This is a genomic window from Cellulosimicrobium sp. BMG9.23, assembly GCF_059159985.1.
The window spans coordinates 476,800-490,814 of the sequence record NZ_JBZGBZ010000003.1 but is presented as its reverse complement, the minus strand read 5'-3'; the positions used below and the strand labels follow the sequence as shown (position 1 = coordinate 490,814).

The window sequence follows — 14,015 nt, the reverse complement described above, 5'->3', positions numbered from 1 at the left end:
CCCCTCCCCCCCCTCCCCCCCCCCCCCCCCCCACGACCACCTGGTTGATGCTCGTCCGGGCTCAGAGCGCGTCGAGCAGCCCGCGCAGCCGGTCGATCTCGCCGCCCTGACCCGCCGCGGTGTCGGCGGCGATCTCGAGCGCGTACGTGTCCTGCCCGTCGACGAGCACGACGTCGACCATGTCGAGCGCGCCCTGGTGGTGCTGGATCATGCCCTCGAGGAACAGCCGGTCGAACTCCGCCCCGGTCGCGGCCTCGAGCGCCTCCAGCTGCTCCTCGCTGAGCATCCCCGCCATCGCGTCGTGGTCGTGCTCGTGCCCGGTGTCGGGGACCCGCGGCCCGGTGCCGTCGAGCGACTCGGCCTCGACGGGGACGGGCAGCTCGCGCTCCTGGAGCCACGCCGCGAGCGCGTGGATCTCGGGCCCCTGCGCGGCGGTGACGCGCTCGGCGAAGGCGACGACGTCGGGAGCCTGCGCCCGCTCGGGCGCGAGTGCCGCCATGTCGAGCGCCTGCAGGTGGTGCCCGATCATGCTCGTCACGAAGGTGACGTCCGCCTGGTTCCACTCCCCCGTCGACGAGGGACCGTCGAAGTCCTCGGGCGCCGTCGTGGTCGCGTCGTCGCCGGGCCGGTCGGGCTGCACGACGACGCTCGACGGCGTCGCCGACACGTCGTCGTCGCCGGTGCAGGCCGAGGTGGAGAGCAGCAGCGGGAAAACGACGGCGCAGGTCAGAGCCTTCGCGCGGCTACGCCGCCGCACGTTTCGGCCAGGAAAATTCTGCACGCTGCTCGTTCCCTCCGTGTAAAACCTCGCCAGAAGTTGTCCGGATCGGGTAGCCGCCCGGGCATTTGCCGGACAGAATTCGCAGAACCCTACCAAGGAGGTGTTTCCCCCGTGCATCAACCGACGCACAGGCAACGACGCCGGGGCATCGTCGCCTCAGCACTCGCCGCAGGACTCGCCGTCTCCTCCCTCGCGGTCGCCGCACCCGCCCTCGCCGAGCCGTCCGACGGCTCGCCCGAGGCCGTCGCGGAGCTCGTCGAGCAGTCCACCGCCGCGCTGCCCGCGCAGCGCCTCGCCCCTCTCGCCCAGGCCGCAGACGTCCTGGCCCCGGGAGAGGTCGCCGGCAGCCCCAACCTGACCCACGTCGCGAACATCCCCAAGAACGGCGCGTTCGCCCCGGAGGGCCAGTACAGCTCCGACCTCGCGTTCCAAGGACGGTACGCGTTCGCCGGCAACTACGGCGGGTTCACGGTCTACGACATCGCGGACCCGACCGCACCGGAGCAGGTCGCCCAGGTGGTGTGCCCCGGCTCCCAGAACGACATCTCCGTCCACGGCGACCTCCTCGTGCTCAGCACCGACTCGTCGCGCAGCAACGACTCGTGCGAGAACGTCGCCCAGAGCGCCACGGTCAAGGAGTCGTGGGAGGGCATCAAGGTCTTCGACATCTCCGAGCCGACGTCGCCGCAGTACGTCGCGTCGGTCGAGACGCAGTGCGGGTCCCACACGCACTCGCTCGCGCCCTCCAAGGACGGGGAGGAGCTGTTCGTCTACGTCTCGTCGTACAGCCCCAGCGCGTCGTTCCCCGACTGCCAGCCGCCGCTCGACCTCATCTCGGTCGTGCAGGTCCCGCTCGACGACCCGGCCTCGGCCGCGCTCGTCTCGACGCCCGTCCTCTTCCCGGACGGCGGCAACCCGAGCGGCAACTACTCGCGCGAGACCTCGGGCTGCCACGACATCACGACGTACCCGTCGAAGGACATCGCGGCAGGCGCCTGCATGGGCGACGGCGTGCTGATGGACATCTCCGACCGCGCGAACCCCGTGGTCACCGAGGTCGTCCGTGACACGGAGAACTTCGCGTTCTGGCACTCGGCGACGTTCAACAACGAGGGCACGAAGGTCGTCTTCACCGACGAGCTCGGCGGCGGCGGCGCACCCACGTGCGACGCGGCGACCGGACCCGAGAAGGGCGCCGACGCGATCTACGACATCATCGACGGCCAGCTCGTGTTCAAGAGCTACTTCAAGATCAGCCGCGAGCAGGCCCCGACGGAGAACTGCGTCGCGCACAACGGGTCGCTCATCCCGGTCCCGGGCCGCGACATCATGGTCCAGGCCTGGTACCAGGGCGGCATCTCGGTCTGGGACTTCACGGACTCGGCGAACCCCGTCGAGATCGCGTGGTTCGACCGCGGTCCGCTGTCGACCGAGCGTCTGATCCTGGGCGGCTCGTGGTCGGCGTACTGGTACAACGGCGCGATCATCTCGAACGACATCCAGCTGGGGCTCGACGTCCTGCTGCTCGACGACCCGATCACCAACGCGGCGAAGTCCGTCCTGACGGACGAGCTCAACCCGCAGGCCCAGCCGCCGTACGACGAGCCGGCGGCCTGGGCGAAGGGCACCGCGTACCAGGGCGGTGCGACCGTCACGTACGCGGGCGCCGTCTGGCGGGCCCAGTGGTGGACCAAGGGCCAGACGCCCGGCAACCCGTGGGGCCCGTGGGAGGAGATCGCGGGCGTCGACTCCGCGGGCGTCGGCGCGTGGAAGCCGACGCGCGTGTACGTCAGGGGCGACACCGTGACGCACGAGGGCACCGAGTACACCGCGAAGTGGTGGACGCGGAACCAGGAGCCCGGCGACCGCTGGGGTCCGTGGGACCCGCAGGACTGACCGGTCCACCCGGATCACGGCCCGGGTGACCAGCAGCCCGACGGCGCCCGCTCACCCTCCGGTGGGCGGGCGCCGTCGCGCAGGCGCCTGGGCACCGTCCCGCGGACTCCCGTGAACCTGCTGGTCACGCGGCGGCGACGGCGGCCCTGCGCTCCCGCAGAGGCGCGAGCGCGACGCTCCACGCGACGACCTCGTCGAGCATCTCGTCGAGGTCGCCCTCGTGCCGGGCACGCGGCGCCAACCGCGTGTACTGCTCGAAGTCGTCGTAGAGCGACAGACCGACCTGGGTGCGCACGTCGGCGAGCCGCAGCTCGCCGGCCACGAGGCGCAGCTGCTCGACGGCGCGAGACCCGCCCTGCACGCCGTAGCCGACGAAGCCCACGGCCTTGTCGGCCCACTCGTTGTACAGCCAGTCCATCGCGTTCTTCAGCACGGCGGCCGGCGCGTGGTTGTACTCCGGTGTCACCACGACGTAGCCGTCGAAGCCGTCGATCAGGCGCGACCACTCCCACGCGAGCGGGTTCTCGTACTGCTGCATCCGCGGCGGGAGCGCCTCGTCCAGGTGCGGGAGCGGGTGGTCGGCGAGGTCGACCACCTCGAACGTCGCGTCGGAGCGCTGCGTGGCGCGGTCGAGCACCCAGTGCGCGACGCCAGGGCTCTTGCGCCCGGTGCGCGTGCTCCCGACGAGGATCGCGATACGCGGTGTCGAGGTCATGTTTCCTCCAGCAGAGTGACGTGTCACCGAAGTTGGTGATGCGTCACCATAACCCATATCGGTGACGTGTCACCCAGCGCCGGTAGGATCGTCCGCATGACGGGACACCCGGTCTTCGACGACGCCGAGCGGGACGCGTGGGACGCCTACCTCACGATGCGCCGCACGCTGGACCGCGTGCTCGAGGCAGCCATGCGCACGGACGGCGACCTGTCCCCGGCGGAGTTCCAGGTGCTCGCAGCGCTGCACGCCGCCGACGACCGCGCCCTGCGCACGGGCGAGCTCGCCGCGCAGCTCGACTGGGAGCGCAGCCGCGTCTCCCACCTGTCCCGGCGGATGGCCGAGCGCGGGCTGCTCGAGCGGACCGAGCGCGTCGATGACGCACGCGGGACCTGGATCGTCCTGAGCAACCCCGGACGCCGCGCGCTCCTGCGGGCCGTCCGCGGCCACACCGAGCTGCTGCGCGAGGTCCTGTTCGAGCCGCTCGGCCCCGACGGGCTCGCGCAGCTCGAGGACGTCGCCCACCGGGTCGTCGACGCGGTCGAGCGCTCCGGCCGGCCCGGCGCACCGGCCGCACCCCGAGCGGCGCGCACCGGGGCGGCGTCGTGAGCGCGTCCCGCGGGAACCGTCCCCTGCCCGACGGCGCCCGCTGCCCCTGCCTGTCCGGCGACACCTACGGCGCGTGCTGCGGCCGGTACCACGCAGGCCTCCGCACCGGGCCGGACGGCGGGACGACAGGCCCGTACGCCCCGACCGCCGAGGCGCTCATGCGCTCGCGCTACAGCGCGTTCGCCGTCGGCGATGCCGACCACCTCCTCGCGACGTGGCACGTGTCGACCCGGCCCGAGGCGCTCGACCTCGACGACGACGTCGAGTGGCGGCGCCTCGACGTCCTGCGCACCGAGGCGGGCGGCCCGTTCGACGACGCGGGCATCGTCGAGTTCGTCGCCCACCACCGCTCGCGCACCGGCGGCCCGACGACGCGCGGTCGCCTGCACGAGGCGAGCCGGTTCGTCCGCGAGGACGGGCGCTGGACCTACCTCGACGGCGAGCTCCGCTAAGGGCTCTGCGGACGTGGTCGACGCCCTGGGCCGTCGACGGTCTCGTCAGGGCTTCGGGCCCCTGAGCTCTCGGTAGCGGTCGTCAGACGCGGTACTGGGCGACCAGGGGGCACGCCCACACGTCGACGCCACCGCGCCCGACCCGGTGGATGTGCTGGACGATCTCGCGGTACGACCTGCCGAGCCGCGCCTCGGTGTAGCGCACGCCGAGCTCGTGGCAGTAGGCGCGGACGAGGGGCGCGGTGCGGCGCAGGTGAGGGCGGGCCATCGAGGGGAAGAGGTGGTGCTCGATCTGGAAGTTGAGTCCGCCCATGAACGTGTCGACCCATCGTCGGCCGCTGATGTTGCGGCTCATGAGGACCTGACGACGCAGGAAGTCGATCTTCACGTCGGGCGGCACGACGGGCATGCCGATGTGGTTGGGTGCGAAGGCCAGGCCCATGTAGAGGCCGAAGACGGCGAGCTGCACGCCGATGAACACCAGCGCCGTACCCGGTGACAGGACGAGGAACACGAGTACGACGTGTGCACCGAGCCGGACGGTGAGGAACGTCAGCTCGATCCAGCGGCGCTTGACCTGGCCGCGCCCGAGGACGCGTCGCAGGCCCTGGACGTGGAGGTTCAGCCCTTCGAGCAGCAACAGCGGGAAGAAGTAGTAGCCCTGGCGTCGCGTGACCCAGCGCCCGGACCGCGTCGCGCGCTGCTCGGCCGCGTGGCCGGTGAAGGCGACGACACCGGGCGCGATGTCGGGGTCGGCGTCGATCCTGTTGGGTGCCGCGTGGTGCTTGCTGTGCTTGTGGTGCCACCAGCCGAGGCCCATGCCCGCGAAGAGGTCGACGACGACGAGGGAGACCCACTCGTTCCACCGGGCCGACACGAAGATCTGCCGGTGTGCGGCGTCGTGACCGAGGAACGCGATCTGCGTCATCAGCAGGGCCAGCGCGACGGCGGTCAGGATCTGCCACCAGGTGTCGCCGACCACGACGAACACCACCGCCAGCGCCACACCGGCAGCGGTGAGCCCGATGAGCTTCGACCAGTAGTAGCCGTAGCACCGCGCCATGAACCCGGCATCACGCACCTGCTGCGTCAGCGCCGTGAAGTCGCTGACCTGTCGATCACGGGCCGGCCCCGGTCGTGGCGGGGCGCTGCGAGTGTCGGCAGACGCCATGGTGTGTTCCTCCCGCATCATCGGTGCCCAGGTACTCGGTCAGCCTGCCGAAGTCCCGGGTCGCACGCACCCCGGCCGTCGACCTACTGCGAGGACGGCGCAGCGGTGGGCGGGCCGAGCACGTCGTACGACAGCGCCACGGTGCCGAGGCTGGTCGTCGAGGACCCCGTGAGCCGGAGCGACCGTGGGGCGGGGAGCTCCCGGAACAACCGCTTGCCGGTGCCGAGCAGCAGCGGGTGGACGAAGAGCTGGAGCTCGTCGACGAGTCCTCGAACCATGAGCTGGTGGGCCAGGTCGCCGCTGCCCAGGACGGCGAGGTCGCCGTCGCCCGCCGACTTCAGCCGCGGCACGGCCACCTCCAGGTCGCCGTCGAGGACGTGCGCGCCCTCCCAGTCGAGGTCGGTGAGGGTCCGTGTCGCGACGTGCTTCGGGGTCGCGTTCAGGTGCCGTGCCATCGGGTCGTCGGCGGGCGCGTGGGGCCAGAACGCCGCCATCTTCTCGTAGGTGCGCCGGCCGAAGAGGTAGCCGGTCGTCCGGCCGAACCCGTCCGCGGCGACGGCCTCGTGGATCGCCCCGGCGTAGGGCGCGCCCCAGCCGCCGTGGGTGAAGCCGCCGTCCGTGTCCTCCTCGGGCGAGCCGAGGCCTTGCATCACGCCGTCGACGGTCAGGAACTCGATGATCACCAGTCGTCTCATGACGTCGATGCTGGCCCCCGCGACCCGGTGCCGGCTTGAAGAAACCTGACCCAGCGGTACCGACCGGCCGCACTGCGAGCCATACTGCCGACATGGACGACGGCCGTCGTGTCTCGCTCGTCCGGCACCGCCCCGGGCCGAACCTCGCCGGGCTGGTCGCCGGCATGGTGGGCATGTCGGAGAGGGCACCGGGCGTCGTCGAGCGCCGCCAGCCCGCCGGGACGCTGCTCCCGCTCGTGCTCTCGTTCGACGGCGCGCTCGAGATCGTCGACCTCTCCGACGGGACGGGAGCGGGCCGCTCCTACCGCTCGTTCGTCGCCGGGCTGTCGAGCGGCCACGCGACGACCCGCTTCGCCGGGACCATGGACTGCCTGCAGGTGTACCTCACCCCGCTCGGCGTCCGTCGCATCCTCGGCGTCCCCGGCACGGAGGTGGCCCGCCGGGTCGTCGCGGTGGACGACGTCGCACCAGGCCTCGGCGATCGTCTCGCCGACCGCGTCGCGTCCGCGGCGGGCTGGGACGAGCGGTTCGCGCTCGTCGAGGCCGCGCTCGCCCGGCGCGCGGCGCGGAGCGCGAGCGCCCCGCCCTGGGTGGCGTGGATGTGGCACCAGATCCGGACGAGCGGTGGGCAGGTCCGCATCGCGGACCTCGTCGAGCAGACGGGCTGGAGCCACCGGCACGTCGCGGCCGTCTTCGCGGAGAACGTCGGGCTGACGCCCAAGCAGGCGGCAGGGATCGTCCGGTTCGAGCACGCGGCCGCCGACCTCGGCGTGCTCCCACTGGCCGAGATCGCCGCCCGCCACGGGTACGCCGACCAGAGCCACCTCACGCGCGACGTCGTCCGGTACTCGGGGGACACGCCGACCACCCTCGCCGCGGCCCGCCGCCCCACGCCGTCGACCGCGCTGGGGCGTCGCCGTCCCCCGTGACCGCGGGCCCTCGCCCTACCGGCCGGCGCGGGGTCGACCGCGGACGGCGAGCAACGCCGCCACCGCGAGCGCCCCGAGCAGCGCTCCCGCGGTGTTGAGCACGACGTCCTGCACCGTCGGCACACGCCCGGGCAGCAGGTTCTGCGTCAGCTCGATCGCGGCGGACAGCACGGCTCCGGCGAGCGTGACGAGCCCGACGGCGCGCCACACCCCCGGCGCGAGGCCCCCGCGGCGCACGGCCGCGCCGCGCAGCAGCGGCAGCCCGAGCACCCCGAACGGCAGGAACATCACGACGTTCGCGGACGCCTCGAGCACGGGGAGGGTCATCGGGAGGCCGAGCCCGTGCAGCACGTCCAGGGTCGCCGTCGCCCAGCCGGGCGCCGCGGTGGACTGCGGCGACGGCCACAGCGTGACGACCCCGACGGCGGCGAGGTAGGCGGCGAACGTCCAGGTCAGCAGGCGCACCGCCACAGCGTAGGGACCCGCGCCGCACCGGACCCGTGCGGGTGCCGGACCGCCACGCCGCCTTCACCGATCCCGCCCCTCGACGCGCGGGGTCGCGCGACTCTCGGTTCACTGGGCGACATGGTCACCCTCGGATTCCACTCCTCCCACGAGCAGATCCCGCCCGGTCCCCTCCTCGCCGCCGCCCGGCGCGCGCAGGACGTGGGATTCGACGCGGCGATGTGCTCCGACCACCTCGCGCCGTGGAGCGAGCGACAGGGCGAGTCCGGCTTCGCGTGGTCGTGGCTCGGCGCCGCGCTCGCGACGACCGACCTGCCGTTCGGCGTCGTCACCGCGCCAGGCCAGCGCTACCACCCGGTGATCCTCGCCCAGGCGATCGCGACCCTCGGTTCCATGTTCCCCGGCCGGTTCTGGGCCGCGCTCGGTTCCGGCGAGGCGATGAACGAGCACGTCACGGGCGACCGCTGGCCCACGAAGGCGGAGCGCGACGAGCGGCTGCGCGAGTGCGCCGAGATCATCCGTGCGCTCCTCGCGGGCGAGGAGGTCACGCACCACGGCCACGTCACGGTGGACCGGGCGCGCGTGTGGTCGCTGCCCGACGTCGCCCCGCGGCTGATCGGAGCGGCCGTCACCCCGCGGACCGCACGCCGCCACGCCGACTGGGCGGACGGGCTCGTCACGGTGAACCAGCCCCTGGAGTCGCTGCGCCGCGTCGTCGGCGAGTACCGCGACGCCGGCGGGCGGGGCGACCTCGCCCTCCAGGTCCACGTCGCCTGGGGCGACGACGACGAGGCGGCGTTCGCCGTCGCGCACGACCAGTGGCGCTCGAACCTCCTCCCACCGAGCGTGAGCTGGCATCTCGAGACGCCCGAGCAGTTCGACGGCGTCGCGGACCTCGTGCGGCCCGAGGAGGTGCGCGGGACGGTCCTCGTCGAGCACGACGCCCAGCGGCTCGCCGACCGCGTCGCGGAGATGGTCGCGTGCGGGTTCGACGCGGTGTATCTGCACCACGTCGGGAAGGAGCAGGACGCGTTCCTCGACGCCGCGGGCGAGACGCTCCTCCCCCGTCTGCGCGAGAGCACCGCGGCGGCCGCTGCCGCGAAGACCACGACCACCGGAGGTGCAGCGTGAACATCCGCGACACCGGCGACCTGTGGTGGAAGAACGCCGTCGTCTACTGCCTCGACGTCGAGACGTACATGGACTGGAACGACGACGGCATCGGGGACTTCCCCGGCCTCGTGCAGCGTATCGACCACCTCGCCGACCTCGGCGTAACGTGCCTGTGGCTCATGCCGTTCTACCCGACGGCGGAGCGCGACGACGGCTACGACATCACCGACTTCCTCGGCGTCGACCCGCGCCTGGGCGACATGGGCGACGTCGTCGAGCTGGTCCGCACCGCGAGGGACCGCGGCATCCGCGTCATCGTCGACCTCGTCATCAACCACACGTCGGACCGCCACCCGTGGTTCCGCAGCGCACGCCGCTCGACCGACGACCCGTTCCGCGACTTCTACGTGTGGCGGTCCGAGGAGCCGCCGTCCACGAAGGACCAGGTCGTCTTCCCCGACCAGGAGGGAGGCATCTGGTCGCTCGAGGACAAGACGGGCGAGTGGTACCGGCACCGCTTCTACCGGCACCAGCCGGACCTCAACACGGCGAACCCGAAGGTCCGGGACGCCATCGCCAAGACGATCGGCTTCTGGCTCGAGCTCGGGATCTCGGGCTTCCGGGTCGACGCCGTCCCGTTCGCCCTGACCGACGCCGCCGCGAACCCCGGCGACGAGATCGACGACCCGCACGACATGCTCCGGGTGCTGCGCGCGTTCCTCGGTCGCCGCTCGGGCGACGCGATCCTCATGGGCGAGGTCAACCTGCCCTACGCGGACCAGGCGCTCTTCTTCGGCGACGGGAACCCGACGGACGGCGACCCGGGCGGCACGACGAGCTCCGAGCTGACGATGCAGTTCGACTTCAACGCGATGCAGGCCATGTACCTGTCGTTCGCGCGGCACGACGCGGGGCCGCTCGCCGCGTCGCTGCGCGCGCGCCCGCCCATCCCGCACGACACCCAGTGGGCGACGTTCGTGCGCAACCACGACGAGCTGACCCTCGACAAGCTGAGCGAGGACGAGCGCCAGGAGGTCTTCGCGGCGTTCGGCCCCGAGGAGGAGATGCAGCTCTACGGGCGAGGGCTGCGCCGTCGGCTGCCCCCCATGCTCGGCGGGGACCCGCGACGGCTGCGCATGGTCTACTCGCTGCTCTTCTCCCTGCCCGGCACACCGGTGCTGTTCTACGGCGAAGAGATCGGGATGGGCGAGAACCTGCGCGTGCCCGGCCGTATGGCCGTGCGCACCCCCATGCAGTGGACGTCGCAGGACAACGGCGGGTTCTCGCGCGCGCCCGCTCGCCGTCTCGCCGCGCCCCTGCCCGACGACGGGTACGCACCCGAGCACGTCAACGTCGCCGACCAGCGCCGCGACCCCGACTCGCTCCTCACCTTCGTGCGGCTGCTCGCCCACCGCTACCGCGAGTGCCCGGAGCTCGGGTGGGGCGACGCCGTCGTGCTCGACCAGCCGGAGCCCTCGGTGCTCGCGCTGCGCACGACGTGGCAGGACGCATCCATGGTCACGCTCCACAACCTGTCGCCGGACCCGGCCGTCGTGCCGCTCGCCCTCGGTGAGCTGCCCGAGGACGCCCGGCTCGTCGACCTGCTCGACCACGACGACGTCGATCCCGCTCCGGACGGGACGGCCGAGGTCCGGCTCGACGGCTACGGCTACCGCTGGCTGCGCGTCACGCACCCGAAGGCGCGCCGCCTCCTCTGACCGGGCGACACCCGCCGACCCGAGGAGAACCCTGGTGCCGAGGTAGAGCCCTGGTTGCCGAGATAGAGCCCTGGTTGCCGAGATAGAGCCCTGGTCACCGAGATAGAACCCCGGTCTGATGACTGGTGCTCTATCTCGTCGACCAGGGCTCTATCTCGCGTCCGGTGGCGCGCGGTCGGTCAGCCGTGGGTCGGCTCGTCAGGGCCGACGGGCGGTCCGGGCGACGACGGCCAGCCCGGCTCGTCCGGGACCGGGTCGCTCGGGCGCGGCTCGCCCGGCACCGGCTCGCCCGGACCGGGCTCGTGCGGGGGCGCCGAGGGGTCGGCCGGCGGTCCCGGAGACTTCGGGGGCTCCACCACGGGCTCGGCCGGCCGCACCGGCTCGACCGGACCGCCGGGCTCGACCGGACCACCAGGACCACCGGGGCCCGTGGGATCGACCGGACCGGTCGGCTCGGCGGGACCTGCCGGGTCGGTGGGCTCGGCCTGGTTCGCGAACGTGTCCCGGTCGTCGCGCGGCAGCCCGGTGAAGTTCGGGTCGTCCGGCACCGAGCCCGGGTCGGGGATCGTGGTCATCGCGCACCTCCAGCGTCGAGTGCGACGCCGACGTCGGCGTCTCCCCTGACGCTAGGCCCGGAGCGCTCGGCTCGCGCGCCGCGTGCCTAGGCTGTGGCCGTGACCTCGTTCGCCTCGGACAACTACGCCCCCGCCCACCCCGACGTCCTCGCCGCCCTCGCCGCCGCGAGCGCCGGCCACGAGATCTCCTACGGGGAGGACCCGTGGACGGCGCGGTTGCAGGAGGTGGTCCGGGCACGGTTCGGCGCAGAGGCGACGGCCTACCCGGTCCTCACCGGCACGGGCGCCAACGTCATCGCCCTGATGTCGATGCTGCCCCGGTGGGGTGCGGTGGTCGCGACGGAGCACGCCCACCTCAACACGGACGAGAACGGCGCGCCCGAGCGTGTCGGTGGGATCAAGGTCCTCACCGTGCCGGCGGCGGCCGGGAAGCTGACTCCCGACGCCGTGGAGCGCTTCGCCGCCGATCTGGGCGACCCGCACCGCGCCCAGCCGCTCGTCGTGTCGGTCACGCAGGCCACGGAGCTCGGCACGGTGTACACGCCGCAGGAGCTCCGCGAGATCTGCGACGCCGCGCACGCGCGCGGGATGCGCGTCCACCTCGACGGCTCGCGCCTCGCCAACGCCGCCGTGGCGCTCGACGTCCCGCTCCGCGCGCTCACCACCGACGCCGGCGTGGACGTGCTGTCGTTCGGTGGCACGAAGAACGGGCTCGCGCTGGGCGAGGCCGTGGTCGTGCTCGACCCCTCGGCCGTCGACGGCGTGGAGTTCGTGCGCAAGGCGACGATGCAGCTCGCCTCGAAGATGCGGTACGTCTCGGCACAGCTCCTCGCCCTCTTCGAGCCCGTCGGCGACCCGGTCGCGGACGTCGACGAGATCGCCGCCGACGACGAGCTGTGGGTGCGCAACGCGCGCGCCGCGAACGCGATGGCCGCCCGGCTGCGCGCCGGTCTCGCGGACCTCTCCCCGACGGACGTCGCGCGATCGGTCGCCCCGGCGGACGTCACCGGGCCCGTCGTCCCGGCACCGGTGCCCGACGGCGGGACCCGGCCCGCGGCGTCGGACATCGCCTTCACGCAGCCCACCGAGGCGAACGCCGTGTTCGCGACGCTGCCGCGCACGGTCGCCGCGGCGCTGCACGAGCGGCACCGGTTCTACGACTGGGGGCCGGGCGAGACGCCCGACCGCGTCGAGGTGCGCTGGATGTGCGCGTGGGACACGACCGCCGCCGACGTCGACGCCTTCGTCGCGGACGTCCGCGCCGCCCTCGCGAGATAGAACCGCCGGTCGCGACGTAGAAGCCGCGGAGCTCTATCTCGCGACCGGAGCTTCTATCTCGCGGAGAGCGCCTCGGCGACCGTGCCGGCCACCTCCGGGAGGGCGAGGTAGCCCGCGGGGAGGCGGCCGTCGTCGAGGAGCACCGCGGCGGCGTGGCGGCCCGGAGCAGAGTTCTCCACCTCGAGCTCCTCGATCGGCGGCGACCCCGGCGCGAGCGGGAACGCGGCGGGTCCGAGCCCGTGCAGCGCGAGCGGGTCGCGCCGGTCCCGTGCCGCCACCCACCGGCCCACCCCGGCGGGCACGCGCAGCGGTGCGCGCGCGGCGAGGGCGTCCCGGATCGCGCGGATCGCGAGCGGGGACCCGAGCGTGAGGAGCAGCGGCACGTCCCAGCGGCGCGCGTCAGGATGCTCGCGCAGCACCGAGAAGGCGACGACCGACCCGAACGAGTGCCCGACGACCACCGCCGGCTCGTCGGTCGGCATCGCGGTCGCGACGGCGTCGTCGATCACCTGCCGGACGTCCGGGTCGTGCAGGTACGCCCAGACGTCGCGCACGAGGAGCACGAGGACACCGCTGCTCAGGCCCGGCACGTACCGGTCCAGCGCGGACAGCAGCGTGTTGACCCAACCGCCCAGAGCGGCGAGAGAGCCCAGGTCACCGCGCCGGGGAACCACGCCCTCCCCGCGCGCGACCGCTGCGACCCGGGCGTCGTCCACGCCCGCGGCGCGCAGCACCTCGGCCGCGACGGACCCGAGGAAGCGCAGCTCGTCCTCGGGCAGGTCGGCGATCCCGCGCCCGTCCACGTCGATCCGGTCCCACCGCGACCCGGGCACGGCGTGCACGGTGACGGGCGGCGGCGCGCCATCGCCCCGGACGAGCGCCGCGAGGGTGTCGCCGTAGTAGACGAAGGAGGCGTCGGCGTCGGACACGCCTCCCGGCCGGCCCGCGGCCGCGAGGCCCGCGGACAGCACCGTGCGCCACGTGCGCTCGAGGTCCTCCGCGTCGAGGCCCTGGTTGTCGCGGCCGTGGAGGAGCACGAGTCGGGTCACGCGGACGAACCTACCCAGACCGGCCGTGATCCGCCCCACGTCCGTCCGGGCTGCCGGGTGCGCCCGGACGGTCTACGGTCGCTCCCAGGCCCTGCCCTCACGGCCCCGCTCCACGCACGTCCCAGGAGGTTCGCATGTCCCCCCACTCCACCACCGCCGAGATCCACGTCGCGCGCCCGCCGGAGGTGGTGTGGTCCCAGATGGTCCACCCCGGCGCGCGCTGGATGCTCGGCATGAACGTCGAGACGGACTACCGGCCCGGCAGCCCCGTGACGTTCGAGGGTCACTACATGGGCCGCGAGTTCGCCGACTGGGGAGAGGTGGTCGCGGTCGAGCGCCCGCGTCTGCTCCGGTTCACCCACTTCTCCCCCACCATGGAGCTCCCCGACACGCCGGAGAACTACCACGACATCACCATCGTGCTCGAGCCCGACGACGCGGGCACCCAGGTGCGCGTGGTCGAGGAGAACATCGAGACGGCCGACCGTGCCGAGCGCGCGCACGCCCTGTGGGCGAAGGCCCTCGCGACGCTCGCAGGCCACGACTGAGACGTCGTCCCGCACGACGTC

15 protein-coding genes are annotated in these 14,015 nt (G+C 73.1%); 8 read left to right on the top strand and 7 right to left on the bottom strand.

The window, feature by feature from the left end; genetic code table 11:
- Positions 1 to 61: 61 nt before the first annotated feature.
- A complete protein-coding gene (locus tag AC4H2G_RS06605; RefSeq protein ID WP_494364958.1) occupies positions 62 to 667 on the bottom strand; it encodes a DUF305 domain-containing protein in 606 nt (201 codons plus the stop codon).
- A gap of 225 nt (positions 668 to 892) precedes the next feature.
- On the opposite strand from AC4H2G_RS06605, the gene AC4H2G_RS06600 reads away from it, so the two are divergent.
- Positions 893 to 2,677 carry a carbohydrate-binding protein gene (locus tag AC4H2G_RS06600; protein WP_494364957.1) on the top strand — a complete coding sequence of 595 codons (1,785 nt, stop codon included), beginning with the start codon at positions 893 to 895 and terminating at the stop codon, positions 2,675 to 2,677.
- Positions 2,678 to 2,801: 124 nt separating this feature from the next.
- Here AC4H2G_RS06600 and AC4H2G_RS06595 read toward each other — a convergent pair whose 3' ends face one another.
- Positions 2,802 to 3,392 (bottom strand): NADPH-dependent FMN reductase, encoded by a 591-nt coding sequence (locus AC4H2G_RS06595; RefSeq protein ID WP_494364956.1) that lies wholly within the window; start codon positions 3,390 to 3,392, stop codon positions 2,802 to 2,804.
- Between the two features lie 96 nt (positions 3,393 to 3,488).
- On the opposite strand from AC4H2G_RS06595, the gene AC4H2G_RS06590 reads away from it, so the two are divergent.
- Together AC4H2G_RS06590 and AC4H2G_RS06585 are read left to right on the top strand one after the other, a co-directional pair.
- Positions 3,489 to 4,001 carry a MarR family winged helix-turn-helix transcriptional regulator gene (locus AC4H2G_RS06590; RefSeq protein ID WP_494364955.1) on the top strand — a complete coding sequence of 171 codons (513 nt, stop codon included), beginning with the start codon at positions 3,489 to 3,491 and terminating at the stop codon, positions 3,999 to 4,001.
- Positions 3,998 to 4,453, top strand: a complete 456-nt coding sequence (locus AC4H2G_RS06585) for a YchJ family protein (protein ID WP_494364954.1) — start codon at positions 3,998 to 4,000, stop codon at positions 4,451 to 4,453. Before AC4H2G_RS06590 ends, AC4H2G_RS06585 begins: the two co-directional genes overlap by 4 nt.
- Positions 4,454 to 4,535: 82 nt before the next feature.
- Here AC4H2G_RS06585 and AC4H2G_RS06580 read toward each other — a convergent pair whose 3' ends face one another.
- Both AC4H2G_RS06580 and AC4H2G_RS06575 read right to left on the bottom strand, forming a co-directional pair.
- Positions 4,536 to 5,624 (bottom strand): fatty acid desaturase family protein, encoded by a 1,089-nt coding sequence (locus AC4H2G_RS06580; protein ID WP_494364953.1) that lies wholly within the window; start codon positions 5,622 to 5,624, stop codon positions 4,536 to 4,538.
- Positions 5,625 to 5,707: 83 nt separating this feature from the next.
- The gene (locus tag AC4H2G_RS06575; protein ID WP_494364952.1) at positions 5,708 to 6,319 is read right to left on the bottom strand and encodes a dihydrofolate reductase family protein; all 612 of its coding nucleotides are present in this window, start codon (positions 6,317 to 6,319) and stop codon (positions 5,708 to 5,710) included.
- 92 nt (positions 6,320 to 6,411) lie between these two features.
- Between AC4H2G_RS06575 and AC4H2G_RS06570 the strand changes: the two genes are divergently transcribed.
- Positions 6,412 to 7,248 carry a helix-turn-helix domain-containing protein gene (locus tag AC4H2G_RS06570; RefSeq protein ID WP_494364951.1) on the top strand — a complete coding sequence of 279 codons (837 nt, stop codon included), beginning with the start codon at positions 6,412 to 6,414 and terminating at the stop codon, positions 7,246 to 7,248.
- A 15-nt stretch (positions 7,249 to 7,263) separates the two neighbouring features.
- Here AC4H2G_RS06570 and AC4H2G_RS06565 read toward each other — a convergent pair whose 3' ends face one another.
- Positions 7,264 to 7,713: a VanZ family protein gene (locus tag AC4H2G_RS06565; RefSeq protein ID WP_494364950.1), complete on the bottom strand. Its 450-nt coding sequence runs from the start codon at positions 7,711 to 7,713 to the stop codon at positions 7,264 to 7,266.
- Between the two features lie 120 nt (positions 7,714 to 7,833).
- Between AC4H2G_RS06565 and AC4H2G_RS06560 the strand changes: the two genes are divergently transcribed.
- Both AC4H2G_RS06560 and AC4H2G_RS06555 read left to right on the top strand, forming a co-directional pair.
- On the top strand, positions 7,834 to 8,844 hold the full coding sequence (locus tag AC4H2G_RS06560) for a TIGR03885 family FMN-dependent LLM class oxidoreductase (protein ID WP_494364949.1): 1,011 nt from the start codon (positions 7,834 to 7,836) through the stop codon (positions 8,842 to 8,844).
- A complete protein-coding gene (locus AC4H2G_RS06555) occupies positions 8,841 to 10,544 on the top strand; it encodes an alpha-amylase family protein (protein ID WP_494364948.1) in 1,704 nt (567 codons plus the stop codon). The genes AC4H2G_RS06560 and AC4H2G_RS06555 overlap by 4 nt, the downstream gene beginning before the upstream one ends.
- Before the next feature lie 179 nt (positions 10,545 to 10,723).
- Here AC4H2G_RS06555 and AC4H2G_RS06550 read toward each other — a convergent pair whose 3' ends face one another.
- Positions 10,724 to 11,119 (bottom strand): hypothetical protein, encoded by a 396-nt coding sequence (locus tag AC4H2G_RS06550; RefSeq protein WP_494364947.1) that lies wholly within the window; start codon positions 11,117 to 11,119, stop codon positions 10,724 to 10,726.
- 99 nt (positions 11,120 to 11,218) lie between these two features.
- Here AC4H2G_RS06550 and AC4H2G_RS06545 point away from each other — a divergent pair, with 99 nt between their 5' ends.
- Positions 11,219 to 12,397: a threonine aldolase family protein gene (locus tag AC4H2G_RS06545; RefSeq protein WP_494364946.1), complete on the top strand. Its 1,179-nt coding sequence runs from the start codon at positions 11,219 to 11,221 to the stop codon at positions 12,395 to 12,397.
- 53 nt (positions 12,398 to 12,450) lie between these two features.
- On the opposite strand, the gene AC4H2G_RS06540 is transcribed toward AC4H2G_RS06545, so the two are convergent.
- The gene (locus AC4H2G_RS06540; RefSeq protein ID WP_494364945.1) at positions 12,451 to 13,446 is read right to left on the bottom strand and encodes a hypothetical protein; all 996 of its coding nucleotides are present in this window, start codon (positions 13,444 to 13,446) and stop codon (positions 12,451 to 12,453) included.
- A gap of 134 nt (positions 13,447 to 13,580) precedes the next feature.
- Between AC4H2G_RS06540 and AC4H2G_RS06535 the strand changes: the two genes are divergently transcribed.
- Positions 13,581 to 13,994, top strand: a complete 414-nt coding sequence (locus tag AC4H2G_RS06535) for an SRPBCC family protein (RefSeq protein ID WP_494364944.1) — start codon at positions 13,581 to 13,583, stop codon at positions 13,992 to 13,994.
- Positions 13,995 to 14,015: the final 21 nt, after the last annotated feature.

Bases quoted from the DNA above. Each gene is read 5' to 3' on its own strand.
- AC4H2G_RS06595 (WP_494364956.1), bottom strand. From the start codon at position 3,392: ATGACCTCGACACCGCGTATCGCGATCCTCGTCGGGAGCACGCGCACC.
- AC4H2G_RS06590 (WP_494364955.1), top strand. From the start codon at position 3,489: ATGACGGGACACCCGGTCTTCGACGACGCCGAGCGGGACGCGTGGGAC.
- AC4H2G_RS06580 (WP_494364953.1), bottom strand. From the start codon at position 5,624: ATGGCGTCTGCCGACACTCGCAGCGCCCCGCCACGACCGGGGCCGGCC.
- AC4H2G_RS06575 (WP_494364952.1), bottom strand. From the start codon at position 6,319: ATGAGACGACTGGTGATCATCGAGTTCCTGACCGTCGACGGCGTGATG.
- AC4H2G_RS06570 (WP_494364951.1), top strand. From the start codon at position 6,412: ATGGACGACGGCCGTCGTGTCTCGCTCGTCCGGCACCGCCCCGGGCCG.
- AC4H2G_RS06560 (WP_494364949.1), top strand. From the start codon at position 7,834: ATGGTCACCCTCGGATTCCACTCCTCCCACGAGCAGATCCCGCCCGGT.
- AC4H2G_RS06550 (WP_494364947.1), bottom strand. From the start codon at position 11,119: ATGACCACGATCCCCGACCCGGGCTCGGTGCCGGACGACCCGAACTTC.
- AC4H2G_RS06535 (WP_494364944.1), top strand. From the start codon at position 13,581: ATGTCCCCCCACTCCACCACCGCCGAGATCCACGTCGCGCGCCCGCCG.